Source organism: Veillonella rodentium, assembly GCF_900187285.1.
Taxonomy (GTDB): domain Bacteria; phylum Bacillota; class Negativicutes; order Veillonellales; family Veillonellaceae; genus Veillonella; species Veillonella rodentium.
This window is the reverse complement of sequence record NZ_LT906470.1, coordinates 1,600,480-1,614,220: the sequence shown is the minus strand read 5'-3', so window position 1 is coordinate 1,614,220 and position 13,741 is coordinate 1,600,480. Positions and strand designations below refer to the sequence as shown.

13 protein-coding genes are annotated in these 13,741 nt (G+C 44.3%); all 13 read left to right on the top strand.

The window, feature by feature from the left end; genetic code table 11:
- The first annotated feature begins 23 nt into the window (after positions 1 to 23).
- The 13 genes from hemB to CKV62_RS07315 all read left to right on the top strand — a co-directional run bounded on the left by hemB (position 24) and on the right by CKV62_RS07315 (position 13,577).
- Positions 24 to 998: a porphobilinogen synthase gene (hemB, locus tag CKV62_RS07365; protein WP_095066370.1), complete on the top strand. Its 975-nt coding sequence runs from the start codon at positions 24 to 26 to the stop codon at positions 996 to 998.
- A gap of 9 nt (positions 999 to 1,007) precedes the next feature.
- Positions 1,008 to 2,309, top strand: a complete 1,302-nt coding sequence (gene hemL / locus CKV62_RS07360; protein WP_095066369.1) for a glutamate-1-semialdehyde 2,1-aminomutase — start codon at positions 1,008 to 1,010, stop codon at positions 2,307 to 2,309.
- 69 nt (positions 2,310 to 2,378) lie between these two features.
- Positions 2,379 to 2,816, top strand: coding sequence for a helix-turn-helix domain-containing protein (locus CKV62_RS07355; protein ID WP_095066368.1), 438 nt, complete (start codon positions 2,379 to 2,381; stop codon positions 2,814 to 2,816).
- Between the two features lie 320 nt (positions 2,817 to 3,136).
- Positions 3,137 to 3,499, top strand: coding sequence for a hypothetical protein (locus tag CKV62_RS09595; protein WP_231968314.1), 363 nt, complete (start codon positions 3,137 to 3,139; stop codon positions 3,497 to 3,499).
- Positions 3,500 to 3,588: 89 nt separating this feature from the next.
- The gene (locus CKV62_RS09445) at positions 3,589 to 3,741 is read left to right on the top strand and encodes a hypothetical protein (protein ID WP_157728924.1); all 153 of its coding nucleotides are present in this window, start codon (positions 3,589 to 3,591) and stop codon (positions 3,739 to 3,741) included.
- Between the two features lie 276 nt (positions 3,742 to 4,017).
- Positions 4,018 to 4,185, top strand: coding sequence for a hypothetical protein (locus tag CKV62_RS09590; RefSeq protein WP_157728923.1), 168 nt, complete (start codon positions 4,018 to 4,020; stop codon positions 4,183 to 4,185).
- Positions 4,186 to 4,187: 2 nt separating this feature from the next.
- A complete protein-coding gene (locus CKV62_RS09585; RefSeq protein WP_231968313.1) occupies positions 4,188 to 4,439 on the top strand; it encodes a hypothetical protein in 252 nt (83 codons plus the stop codon).
- Between the two features lie 750 nt (positions 4,440 to 5,189).
- On the top strand, positions 5,190 to 5,648 hold the full coding sequence (locus tag CKV62_RS07340; RefSeq protein WP_095066722.1) for a hypothetical protein: 459 nt from the start codon (positions 5,190 to 5,192) through the stop codon (positions 5,646 to 5,648).
- Between the two features lie 142 nt (positions 5,649 to 5,790).
- A complete protein-coding gene (locus tag CKV62_RS07335) occupies positions 5,791 to 6,534 on the top strand; it encodes a M48 family metallopeptidase (RefSeq protein ID WP_095066367.1) in 744 nt (247 codons plus the stop codon).
- 12 nt (positions 6,535 to 6,546) lie between these two features.
- Positions 6,547 to 9,954 (top strand): DNA polymerase III subunit alpha, encoded by a 3,408-nt coding sequence (locus tag CKV62_RS07330; RefSeq protein ID WP_095066366.1) that lies wholly within the window; start codon positions 6,547 to 6,549, stop codon positions 9,952 to 9,954.
- A gap of 126 nt (positions 9,955 to 10,080) precedes the next feature.
- Positions 10,081 to 11,829 carry a pyruvate kinase gene (pyk, locus tag CKV62_RS07325; RefSeq protein WP_095066365.1) on the top strand — a complete coding sequence of 583 codons (1,749 nt, stop codon included), beginning with the start codon at positions 10,081 to 10,083 and terminating at the stop codon, positions 11,827 to 11,829.
- A 75-nt stretch (positions 11,830 to 11,904) separates the two neighbouring features.
- The gene (locus CKV62_RS07320; RefSeq protein WP_095066364.1) at positions 11,905 to 12,648 is read left to right on the top strand and encodes a Bax inhibitor-1/YccA family protein; all 744 of its coding nucleotides are present in this window, start codon (positions 11,905 to 11,907) and stop codon (positions 12,646 to 12,648) included.
- Positions 12,649 to 12,665: 17 nt separating this feature from the next.
- Positions 12,666 to 13,577: a LysR family transcriptional regulator gene (locus CKV62_RS07315; protein ID WP_095066363.1), complete on the top strand. Its 912-nt coding sequence runs from the start codon at positions 12,666 to 12,668 to the stop codon at positions 13,575 to 13,577.
- Positions 13,578 to 13,741: the final 164 nt, after the last annotated feature.

Genomic DNA, 13,741 nt, shown 5'->3' with positions numbered 1-13,741 from the left:
TATAGGGCATATAGGAGGATTACATGTACGACTTAACATATCGTCCTCGCCGCTTGCGTATCAATCCTGAAATGCGGGATTTGGTGCGCGAAACGACACTCGACGTATCCGATTTAATTTATCCGTTATTTATCGTTCCCGGTGAAAGTATTAAAAAAGAAATCGACACATTGCCGGGGCAATATCATTTGTCCGTGGATGAAGTCGTGAAAGTTGCTCAGGAAGCATACGATCTCGGCATTCGCGGCGTAGAAATCTTCGGCATTCCTACCTATAAGGACGAACAGGGTTCTTCAGCATGGGATATGTCGCAGCCTGTACAACAGGCGATTAAAGCGATTCGTCAGGCAGTGCCCAATCTTTTGGTTATCTCTGACGTATGCTTGTGCCAATATACATCGACAGGTCATTGCGGCATGATTGAAGATCACGAAATCCTGAATGATGAAACGTTGCCGCTACTTTGTAAGGTCGCGGTGAGCCAGGCGGAAGCGGGTGCTCATATGGTGGCTCCGTCCGACATGATGGACGGCCGTGTCGGCGCTATCCGTGAAGCCCTCGATGCGGCGGGATACAAAAATGTATCCATCATGAGTTATGCCGCGAAATATGCGTCCGCTTATTACGGACCGTTCCGTGGCGCCGTAAACTCCGCACCTAAATTCGGGGACCGTAAATCCTATCAGATGGACCCGGCGAACCGATTGGAAGCTTTCAGAGAAATCGAACTCGATATCGCGGAAGGCACCGACATCATCATGATTAAACCGGCATTGTCCTACCTGGACATCGTCCGTGAAGCGCGTGACCGCTATGAATTACCGGTCGCCGTATACAATGTGTCCGGAGAATATGCGATGGTTAAATCCGCAGCTGCGGCAGGCCTCATCGACGAGGAACGACTCGTGATGGAAACGATGCTATCCATGAAGCGGGCCGGGGCCAAGATTATCATCACGTACCATGCCCTTGATATTGCAAAATGGTTACAACAATAAGGAGAAGCCATGTTACAGTTAGGTAAATCTGAAAAAGCCTTTGATGAGGCGAAACGGTATATGCCGGGCGGCGTGAACAGTCCGGTGCGTTCGTACCGCAGTGTCGGGTCCAATCCGCCGTTTATCAGCAGTGCCAGCGGCAGCCGTATTTATGATATCGATAATAACGAATACATCGACTACGTATTGAGCTGGGGTCCCATGATTTTGGGGCATGCAAGCCCTGAGGTCATTGCGAGCCTGCAGGAGGCGATTCCGCGCGGTACCAGCTATGGGGCGCCTACGCTGTTAGAAACGGAATTGGCGAAGAAAATTCAGGCCTTCATGCCGTCTATGGAAATGATTCGCCTTGTGAACTCCGGCACGGAGGCGACCATGAGCGCTTTGCGTGTGGCTCGTGGCTATACGGGGCGCGATCGCATCGTTAAATTCGTAGGCTGTTACCATGGCCACAGCGATTCTCTCTTGGTGAAAGCAGGCTCCGGGCTTGCTACATTCGGCGTACCGGACAGCCCGGGCGTGCCGCAGGGGGTAGCGGAAAATACAATTACGTTGCCGTATAATGATAGTGATGCGGTGCGTGCACTATTCGATGATATAGGCGATACCATCGCGGCTATTATCGTGGAACCGGTGGCGGGCAACATGGGTTGCGTGCCCCCTGTAGCGGGATTCCTCGAAACCTTGCGGGATGTGACAAAGACGCATGGTGCGCTCTTGATTTTTGACGAAGTTATGTGCGGATTCAGGGCGAGCAGCGGCGGTGCTCAAAAGCTGTACAAGATTAAGCCTGACCTTACCTGCCTCGGAAAAATTGTCGGCGGCGGTATGCCGTTAGCTGTATTCGGCGGTGCTCGTGAGGTCATGAGTCAGGTCGCTCCGTCCGGTCCGATTTATCAAGCCGGCACGTTGAGCGGCAATCCGATTGCCGTAACTTCCGGACTTGCCACATTGTCCATTTTGCAACGGGATCCGACCATCTTCAAGCAGGTGGAGGATGCGACCATTGCACTTTGTGACGGACTCAAGCAGTTAGCTGCAAAGTATAATGTACCTGCTACGGTGCAACGTGTGGGCTCCATGTTCACACTGTTCTTTACGGATAAATCGGTCATGAATTTCGACGATGCAGCGGCCTGCAATGAAGAACACTTCAAAATGTTCTTCCATCATAACTTGAGTCACGGCATTTATTATGCTCCGAGCCCTTATGAAAGCAACTTCGTGTCTATCTGTCATAAGAACAGTGAAATTGAGCGTACATTAGCGGTGGCTGAGGAAGCTTTCAAAAAAATCAGTGATACATTGTAATTAAATATAAGTCATAATCAAGGCTAACTTGATTATAGTATGTGTGTATTCTCGATATAGGTGATGAACATGCAGTTTTATAAGAACTTAAAGCGTGCTCGCGTGCGCATGGGTAAGAGCCAAATCGAAGTAGCAAAGGCCGTAGGTATCAGTAATGCGGCGCTTTCAAATTACGAAACAGGGTATCGCGAACCGGATTTAGATACACTCTGTGCCCTGTCCCGTTACTATGGACTGACCTTGGATGAACTGTTGGATGTGAATAATACGGTTCATAATCCCATTTATGATCTCAATCCGATTTTGAAAAACAGATATATTGCGTATAAAGGTGATGTATACGAACTGAAAGAATCTCAAAAACGTGTTCTGTTTCGTGAACTGGATCGCCTGTTTGAGGACTTTGAACGGTCGAAAATAAGCAGCAGTACGAAGCCGAAGACCTATAAACACGGAAACCCTCATATTAACCGTAACGGTTTATTAGGGACAAAACTTAACCGTTAGGTATAAAATATTGATCTTAATATGAATATATCTTATATTTGACCTTTGAATTTTATAGTATGTCGTTAGCTGGACTTTGGACGTAATTGTAATAGTTTATACCACAAAACAATAATAAAAAGAGCCTAGATAATCGTTTATAGAGTACATAAACGTTATCTAGGCTCTTTTTTGCTTAAACTTAGAGGAGAATTACATTTGTAGTTAGTATTTATATTTTACCAAATTTTAACCAATCATAGAATCTGATTAGTCTCTTAAAGGCCGTAGAGCTTGCGCAACTTAAAGCGAATCGAGATACTAATATCATAGGATCTACTGTGCCCTCAAAACCGAACTTCACTGACCCTACCGGCAGTATCAGTGCTAGTGTTGGTCGCATTGACAGCAAGTGGAAGAGTGTGACGAAACAGGCGGGGATCTATGCCGGTGATGAAGGATACGATATTCATACAGGCAATGCGACAACCTTAGAAGGGGCTTTGATTAAGAGCAGTGCACCAAAAGAAAAGAATAAGTTAACTACCAAATCTTTGGCTATGAAAGATATCCATAATGAAGCGGAATATATCTACACAAATAATGGTATAGGGTATAACTATTATGGTAGTAAACAAAAACTAGAGGACATGAAAACCAATGATAAAAAAAGTATGATAAAATCTATAATAATATCGGACTAGTACCTAATTTAGGTGTTGGCTCTAAAGGTAAAGCTAGCTCTACTACCCAATTCGCAATTTCTGATGGTATACTTGCAGTAGATGGTAAATTGGCAAAGTCTATTGCTTCCGGTATCATTGGTGAATGGGTAGCCCGTATAGCCGGTAATGCGCCTGGTAGTGGGTTTAAAGCGACTATGATTAATGAAATGTTAATTGGGGAGATAAAGAAACTAGCTAAAAATGATCCTGCACTAGCATAATGGATTAGTGTTGCTGTTGGTGCTACAGTTAATAAGGCTAGTGGTGGAAATGTAAATGCAGGAGCGGCAGTTGCATCTTATGCAACAAAGTGGAATGAAAATTAACAATATTCAGGTTTTGATAAAATGGATAATTTCACTCCTGAAATGTTTGATAAGGATGAATTAGATGCCACTATTAATGCTTATAAACAAGACATAGAGGCTTTGGCTATAAATGAAGATTGATATTTAAGAGGGGTAGGAAAACATGTAATTGATAATTCGTTTGATTATATGTCTATTCAAGGCTATTTTGGAACTATTACTGCTCGAGGCGGTGTTGGTGGAACTATTGGTATTAGTGGTTCTGGTGCAGTGACCGAGGTGAATATTGCTCCATCTGTATCGTTATCAGCTTCTGTTGGGTATATTTGGTATATAGGTAACATAGAGGATTTGTAGGGATGAAATTTAGAACTATTTATTCTATCATTTGGTATATGTTTATTGGTTGCGTTATCTTGTGGTTGATTTGTGGTTTAGGTTATAAATTCTTTTTTTATGATGCTGTTGAGAAGTCTAGGTCAGAGTTGACACAAGCTTTAAATCTCTATTTTCCTCGAGATTATTATATGATTGATGGAGAGGTTTATGATTCTAATAGAAGAAATCTTTTATCAATAGGTCAATCAATTAATATAAAAAAAGATTTATAACATACAGATTTAAAATCAATCGTACCTTTAAGTGGAAACTGGACTCTCATTAAACAAAATGAGTCTCGTTGTGTCTATGAAAGTCAATCATATAGAATATATGTAACAAAGAATACGCAAGATGATGGGTATATTGTAGTTCTAACTCATAATAACTGGTTGGAAATATTACATTTATAATCAAATTGTTTTTGATGCCTAGATATTGGTGGTCATGGTGGTTTAGTGATTTTGATAAATATGTTAATTCAATGCATTGGGAACGGTATTAAATATGGATATAAAAAATTATAGTAAAATTGGTGATTGAGCAGATTATATAGTTGGTATTGTTAAGGGAATCGATAACCTTAGAGCTTTGAATATATTATGACTATTTTTATGTTAGGCTATACCTTTTTTTGATAGAGCTTGATGATCAATTTTCTGAGACCTTTCTTGCTTTTAAAAAATAATATTGTTAATGGCATTATGAATTTAAACTATGAGTACTCCGAGTGTTTTGTTGTAGTGATGGAGCTTTTTTACATCTTAGTGATGGATATTATCCTTTAAAAGAAAATCAAGCATTAAGAAAGGGTTAGTGATATTCCATCTTGGGCAGAAGGAATACCTAAGAGAGAGGGTGAATCGGGAAAGGATTATGCTGATCGAGTATATAGAGAGAAAGGTAAAGAGATACCTGAAAATAAAGGGCCAGGAAGTGATTGGAATAAATTAAAAAATATGGAGATAGAAAGGTTTGGTAATATGAATATGGTTATTTATGAGGCTTTAGCTAAGTATAAAAAAGATGATAAATTACCATATACAGAGTATTTTAGTTTAGGCTTTTTGGGGACAAAGGACTTAGCAATAGAAACAATAATTTCAGCTAAACAGCTCCCTGGATTTAGAGAGCTTTATCATGAAAATTTTTATTTTGAAAAGCTCTTTTTAAATGATGGAATACAGAAAAATAGCCATATAGATGATATTATTGAAGATAATAAGGTTTTTATACTATGGTATGGATATGATATCGACTCAATTTATACTGTTGGTGGGACTTTAGGTGTCTTTAGTAAGTATGAGTATGCAGAATTAGCTAGAGAAAAATATAGTTCTTGGGATATATTTATTGTACATGGGTTAGAAAATTTGGGGATTGACAAGGTTACACTCAATAAACGTCAATGGGTGGATGGTTTTGTAAAAGTTTATGATTGAAAGGATATAGAAATAGGATCTGTACTTGTATGTATAGCGATTGTTCATACAAGTACGGGTCCATTTTAATTGTATCGTAGGAATATCTTCTAAAATTATAAATTATACGAATTTTTATTGTACTTATGATAAAATAAAAAGTATGAATACTTCAACAACTAAGTCTATTACCTATAATGGCGACAGAATTGAATACGAGTTGACCGTCAAGCGCGTGAAGAACATGAATCTGCGCATTACAAAGGATGGTGTCGTCCATGTTTCGGCGAATGCTTATGTGCCGGAGCATCGCATTGACGCTTTTGTTATGGATAATATGCCGTTCATTGAGCGGGCCCGATTCAAGATTGATGCGCTCAATGCCAAGCGGATCGAGGCGTTACAGTATGTGGATGGTGAAAGTTTATCTATTCTGGGCTTGCCAATTACGTTGCATGTAATCGAGCAGGGCGGAAAGCCTCATATCGGTTTTGACGGCAAGGCGCATCTTATGATGTATGTGCCTCATGAGGCGACTTACGAGCATAAGCATAAACTGATGCAGGCTTTTTGGCGTCAACTGGGGGACAAGGTATTCAATCATTGGGCACAGGTTGTGTACAAACGCTTTCACCAGCAACAAATCGATGTGCCCAAGCCGACGGTAAAGCAGCAGCGCATGAAGAGTCGCTGGGGTTCGTGTACACCGTCAAAGCAACTCATCAAGATGAATATGCGCCTGTTGGAAGGCCCGCAGGCATATATTGAATATGTTATGGTTCATGAGTTTGCTCATTTTAAATATTTAGACCATTCCAAGAACTTTCACAATCTGGTCGCTCAGTTTCTGCCGGATTGGAAGGCTCGCAGGAAATCATTGAATCTGTATTTTGCTCATCGCCCTTAAAGGAGGTGTACCATGCAGCCATTTGTACATTTACATAGTCATACGGAATTCAGCCTGCTCGACGGCATCAGCCGTTTGCCTGACATGGTACGTCGTGCGAAGGAGTTGAATCAGCCGGCCTTAGCCATTACAGACCATGGCAATATGTATGCGGCCATTTACTTTTATAAAGAATGTGTAGCACAGGGCGTTAAGCCCATCATCGGCTGTGAAGTGTATGTAACGGAAAACAGCCGATTTGACCGTCCGGAGGGGCGCAGCCGGGAGCGTTTAAAGCATTTGATCCTCTTGGCAGAGACCATGGAAGGGTATCGAAATCTCGTTAAGATTGTATCGAAAGCCTCTACGGAAGGGATGCTGTATCGCCCGCGTGCGGACCACGAGCTGTTAAGGCAATACAGTAAGGGGATTATTGCCCTCAGTGCCTGCATTCAAGGTGAGATTCCTCAGTATATTTTACAGGATAATATGGAAGGGGCTAAGCGCTCCATCGAATGGTATATCGAAACGTACGGCAAGGATAATTTCTTCCTGGAGATTCAAAATCACGGATTGTCGGAGGAATTGAAGGCGCAGGAGGAACTCATTAAGCTCAGTAAGGAATACGGTCTCGGTATCGTCGCATCCAACGATTTTCACTATGTCTTAAAAGAGGATGCGGATGCACAGGATATCAAGGTTTGTATCTCTACGGGGCGCCGCCGTGCCGAGGTGGATCGCTTAAAGTTTCCTAATGATGAGTTCTACCTCAAAAGCGGTGATGAAATGGCACAGCTCTTCGGCCATATTCCGGGCGCTATAGAGAATACACTGGCCATTGCGGACCGATGCAATGTGGTGTTCAATTTCGATGAGCATCACTTGCCTCATTTCGATGTGCCGGAAGGGGAAACGGCGGCGTCTTATTTGCGTACCGTCTGTGAAAGAGAAGTTCCGCGCCTTTACGGTGAACCTAGTGATGAGTTGATGAAGCGCCTCGATTATGAATTGGGCGTTATCGGTACGATGGGCTTTGAAGATTACTTCCTCATCGTGTGGGATTATGTGCGATATGCACGGGAGCATGATATCTTGGTAGGACCCGGCCGCGGGTCCGCAGCGGGTTCTGTCGTGGCGTACCTCTTAGGCATTACGGGTCTTGACCCGTTAAAATACGATTTGCTCTTTGAACGGTTCCTCAATCCGGAACGTGTCAGCATGCCCGATATCGATATTGACTTCTGCTATGAAAAGCGGGGGCAGGCTATCGAGTATGTAACGAGAAAATACGGCCAGGAGCGGGTATCTCAGATTATTACATTCGGTACTGAAGCGGCTCGTGCCGTTATCCGCGACGTAGGTCGTGTTTTGGACTTGCCTCTGGCCGAGGTGAACCGCATCGCCAAGATGATTCCCAACGAATTGGGTATTACTTTGGATAAGGCGTTGCAGGGCAAGGATTTAAAGGCTCTGTACGAATCGGATTCAAATGTAAAGGAACTGTTTGATTTCGGTAAAAAACTGGAAGGGATTGCGCGCAACTCCTCTACTCACGCGGCGGGCGTTGTAATATCCGCCGACCCGCTCGATGATCACGTACCTGTACAAAATGCCAACGATGAAGGCTTTGTCACTCAGTATGACAAGGATAATATCGAGGAATTGGGCCTCTTGAAGATGGACTTTTTGGGACTCCGTACCTTAACTGTTATGGGAGATGCCTTAAAGTTCATCAAGGCGAATCGCGGAATTGATTTGGATTTGGATGCGATACCGCTCGATGATGCGGCTGCTTGTGAACTTCTCACAAAAGGTGACACGTCAGGCGTGTTCCAGCTCGAGTCCGAAGGAATTACAAAACTTGTTATGGACCTCAAGCCGGAGCACTTCGAGGATTTGATTCCGTTGGTGGCGCTTTATCGTCCGGGACCGTTAGGTTCCGGTATGGTGGCGGATTTTATCGATCGCCGTCATGGTAAAAAAGAGGTTACTTATTTACATCCTATTTTGGAACCTATATTGAAAGATACCTTCGGAGTAATCTTATATCAAGAACAGGTTATGCAGATTGCGTCCGCCATGGGTGGATTCTCCCTCGGTCAGGCGGATTTGATGCGCCGCGCCATGGGTAAGAAAAAGGAATCTGTTCTGAAAGCACAGCGGGAGTCCTTTATTCAGGGCTCCGTTAAAAACGGTATCGATGAATCCGTGGCGAATGAAGTATTTGATTTGCTCGTATATTTCGCAGGCTACGGCTTTAATAAATCGCATAGTGCGGCGTATGCGTACATTGCGTATCAGACGGCATATTTGAAAGCCCATTATTTCCCTGAATTTATGGCGGCTACGATGACGAGCTTCATGCAGAATATGCAGAAGTTGACCTATTACATCAACGCATGTAAGAAGCATAATGTACAGGTGTTAGGCCCTGATATCAACTATTCGGAACGTAGCTTCGCGGTGCAGGACAATGCTATCCGGTTCGGTCTTGGCGGTATCAAGAACGTCGGGGATAATGCCATTGATCGTTTGATTCGTGAGCGCAATGAGCATGGTCTCTATACGGATATTGTGGATTTTTGTAAACGTGTTGATAATAAGGTCGTGAATAAACGTCTTCTTGAAAGTTTGATCCGATGCGGTGCGATGGACGGGTTCAAAGAAAATCGCAATCAGTTGCTCCATATGTATGAAAGCGCTCAAGCCGTGGGCGCCAAGGAGCAGAAGGATGCGGCCATGGGCACCGTGAGTCTCTTCGGTGAAACGGAGGAATCGGCGGATTTCATCGCCGTACCGAATCTGGAGGATTTGCCGGAGGACGATAAGCTGAAGGATGAAAAGGAATACACCGGCTTTTACATTACGGGTCACCCGTTGCAAGGATATGCGAAGGAACTGGATGGGCTCTTTGAATTAGGGGCGTTGATGGAAAATCCTGAGCAATATGACGGACAAACCATTACATTCGGCGGTCTCATAGAAAATAAATCGGACCGTATGACAAAACGCAATGAGGTCATGTCTATTTTGCGTATCGAGGATTATTCCGGTGCGGCCAATGTGGTGGCCTTTCCGAAGGTGTTCAGCCAATGCCAGCAATTCCTTGCCGTCGATATGATTGTAAAGGTAAAAGGTCGTGTCGACGCCGATGAAAAAGGTGTGCAAATCATCGCTGACAGGATTTCGCCTCTGAAGGTAAATTATGGTCAGGCGAAGTATATTGCCATCCATATTCACAGTCAATATGATACACCTGAAAACAGCGAGGCGTTGAAACGCATCTTGGTGAATACCGAGGGCAGCGTGCCGACGTCGTTATACTTGCATCGTCAAAGAAAACGTATTAATCTGCCGGCCAATATGTGCTTTGATCCCAGTGATGAGTCGATTAAGGCTATCGAGGCCGTCCTGGGTGAAGGTGCCGTGGAAATTCAGTAAATCCATATGGCTATTCGTGTTGCATAGGGTCCATCTTAGAACTCTATGTTATTGATATAATAATGTAAATATGATGTTATAAATTTATTACTTAATGTGAAGAGATATACTCGACTAGGAGAGATTATGAAACGTACCAAAATCGTATGTACCGTAGGTCCGGGGACGGATAAATTCGGTATATTGGAAGATATGATGCGGGCCGGCATGAACGTGGCTCGATTTAACTTCTCTCACGGTACTCATGAAGAGCAGGCGGAACGTATGCAGATGGTGCGTGATGCGGCGATGATTGTGAATAAACCGATTGCCCTCATGCTTGATACAAAGGGGCCTGAGGTTCGACTCGGCTTATTCAAGGAAGGAAAGGTGCTCCTCGAAGCGGGGCAACAATTTATATTGACGGCTGACGACGTGGAGGGGACTAAAGAAATCAGCTCCGTTAATCATAAGGGCCTTGTGAAGGACGTATCCGTAGGGGACAAAATCCTCTTAGCGGATGGTCTTGTAACGCTTACCATCAATGCTATTGAAGGAAATAATATCGTTACAACCGTCCAAAACAGCGGAGAAATCGGCAACCGTAAACGCGTGGCCGTACCGGGTGTGGCGCTTAGCCTACCGCCCGTGTCCGAGCAGGATGAAGCGGATTTGCGCTTCGGCTGCCAGCAGGGGATTGACTTTGTTGCGGCATCCTTTATGCAACGCGCCAAGGATATCGTAGCCATCCGTCGAATATTGGAGTCCGAGCAAAAAGATATCAGAATCATTGCGAAGATTGAAAATGCGGAAGGCGTTAAAAATATTGACGAAATTCTAAAGGTTGCCGACGGCCTTATGGTGGCCCGCGGTGACTTGGGTGTGGAAATTCCTGCCGAAGAGGTGCCGGTACTGCAAAAGATGATGATTGAAAAATGTAATGCTTCGGGTAAACCGGTGATTACGGCAACACAGATGCTTGAATCCATGATTCAGAATCCTCGTCCGACCCGTGCGGAGGCAAGTGACGTGGCCAATGCTATCCTCGACGGAACTGATGCGATCATGCTTTCAGGGGAAACCGCAAACGGTACCTATCCGGTAGAAGCGGTAACGACGATGACACGCATTGCGGAGGTGACGGAACGTGCCGCTATTTATGACAGTAAGGGGCGGGCCCGCAACGAGGCTGATATGACCACTACCGATGCGGTCTGTGCAGCGAGCGTACGCATTGCTCATAATCTGGACGCATCTGCAATCCTTACGTGTACCGAGTCGGGACATACGGCAATCAGTGTGGCCCGCCATCGTCCGGATTGTAAGATTATCGCCGTTACACCTCATGAGGAAACGATTCGTCGCATGCAGATATGCTGGGGCGTAGAGGCCATTAAAGGTAATGAAATCGTCAATTCCGACGATATGGTCAAGCGGGCTATTACCGGAGCCCTCAGCGCCGGTGCCATTGAGTCCGGAGACCTTGTTGTGGTTACCGCCGGTGTACCGTCAGGTGCAACGGGGACGACGAATATGATTCGCGTTCATATCGCAGGGCAGGTGCTCTTGTCCGGCAACGGTATTTTGCGAAAATCCGTTACAGGCAATCTCTTTATCGCCGCAAATCATAAGGGTGATTATGATTCTTTCAAGTCCGGAGATATTCTGGTGGTAGGTACGATGGAGCCGGAATTGATGGCCCTGGCCAAACGGGCGGGCGGCATCATCGCCGTGGAGGACGGATATACATCGGATAGCGCCATTGCAGGGATTACCTATGGGATTCCTGTCATTTTAGGTGCAAAGAGCGCTCACGAAGTGTTGCTTGAAGGTCAAGAGGTGACAATCGACGGAGAACGGGGCAAGGTATTTGCGGGCATGGCGAATGCACGATAATATATGTATATAGAAGGTGTGCACTATATTGGTGGACATATATATGTTTATAATTTATCAGGAGGAGCGATTATTATGGATCAATTCAATACGGCTCAGCCTAGCAATATCGGTGTTGCGCAGGTTGAATATATCGTATCTCAACGTCTGAAAGGGTCTTTCTTGTGGATGATCGTAGGGCTGATTACAACCATCGGAGTCGGCTTAGCATCTCTCATGCAGCCGAACTGGTTACGATTCACCTATGAACATTTCAGTATTATATTATTGGTTGAACTGGGCGTAGTGTTTTTATTCAGTGCTCGCGCCTACAGTGCCAACGTTATGACTTTAAGAGCGATGTTCTTTATCTATAGCACTTTGAACGGACTTACTTTAACCTTAGTATCATTGAGTTATAATATATTTGAGGTGGTTATTCCTGCGCTGATCGGTACGTTGGCGTTCTTTATCGCTTTTGCCGTTGTAGGGGCGATGACAAAACGCAATTTATCGTCCCTTACGCCTTACGTGTTGGCTGCTTTGCTGGGGATGATCATCGTATCCGTTGTGATGATGGTCGGTCGTTATTTTAATGTGGCAATCCTCAGTGCATATAGCGACACGGTAAGCCTTATCTTCGGTTATGTCGGCGTTGTGGTATTCTCCATCTTTACGGCTATCGATGTGAATCGCATCAAGAATACCGTGACCGAGTTGGCCTTGACCGAGGATGAAAGTATTCTTGATCGCGTTGAAATTGCAGGTGCTTTGAGTTTATACCTGGATTTTATTAATCTATTCCTTTCTTTATTGCGGATTTTCGGTAATAAAAGATAATATATAAAGGAGTTATTATGGATGATAGAGAATGGCGTACTTTTGTAACTGTCGTCAACGAGAGGAACATTACGAGAGCGGCCGAAACATTATTTTTATCGCAGCCGGCTTTGAGCTATCGGTTGCGGCATATGGAAAAAGCTTTGGGCCATTCTCTATTATTGCGTAATGCCGACGGCATTGCTCTGACGGCACAAGGGGAAATTTTTTATGAATACTGTAAGCGTATGCTGCAGGAACAGGAGACCCTGGGAAATGCGATGAATTCCGCATCCGGCAAGATTCAAGGTACCTTGAAAATCGCATCATCCATTAATTTTGCGGATTATGAATTGCCGACACTGCTGCAATCATTTCGTGAACAATATCCGGATGTACACATTCAGGTTAAGACGGCCTTCAGCCATCAGGTGGTGAAGATGTTCAACACCGGTGACTGTATGGTGGCATTTGCCCGCGGTGGTTACGAGGTGTCCGGTGAATCGGAACTGCTCCTGAAAGAGCCGTATTGCTTGGCCTACAAGGAACTGGTGGCTCCGGAGTCGCTTGAGAAAGTGCCGTTTATTCGGTATCAGACGGACGCATCCGTAGCCAATATCATCGAAAACTGGTGCGCCGAACATTTTGAAGGGCCGCCAATGGTTGCGATGGAGGTCAACTCCATGAGTACGTGTCGTCACTTTGTGCGCGCCGGTCTGGGATGGTCCATCTTGACCTATATGGGACTCGGGTCCTGTAAGGATAAAGATATCTACGTAAGCCCGCTACGCAGTAGGGAAGGGCAGTATATTACGCGCGATACCAACATGGTGTACACGAAAGATGCGGCAAACCTTGTGGCGGTGAAAACTTTCATCGAATACGTACGTAATTATTACAAGAAACATACGGTAGTAGATAAGAGTATATTTAGAGAATATAAAGCATAAAATCATGTAAGTGCATGTATACATCAAATTGTGTATGTATACATGCATTTTTTTCATTTTGATATGAAAATCTATACTTAAAATGCATAAACGATATGAGATGAAGGTATAAAAGTTTTTATAACCCCTATAAAACTAATCTATTTTTCATAATGCTTATGTCC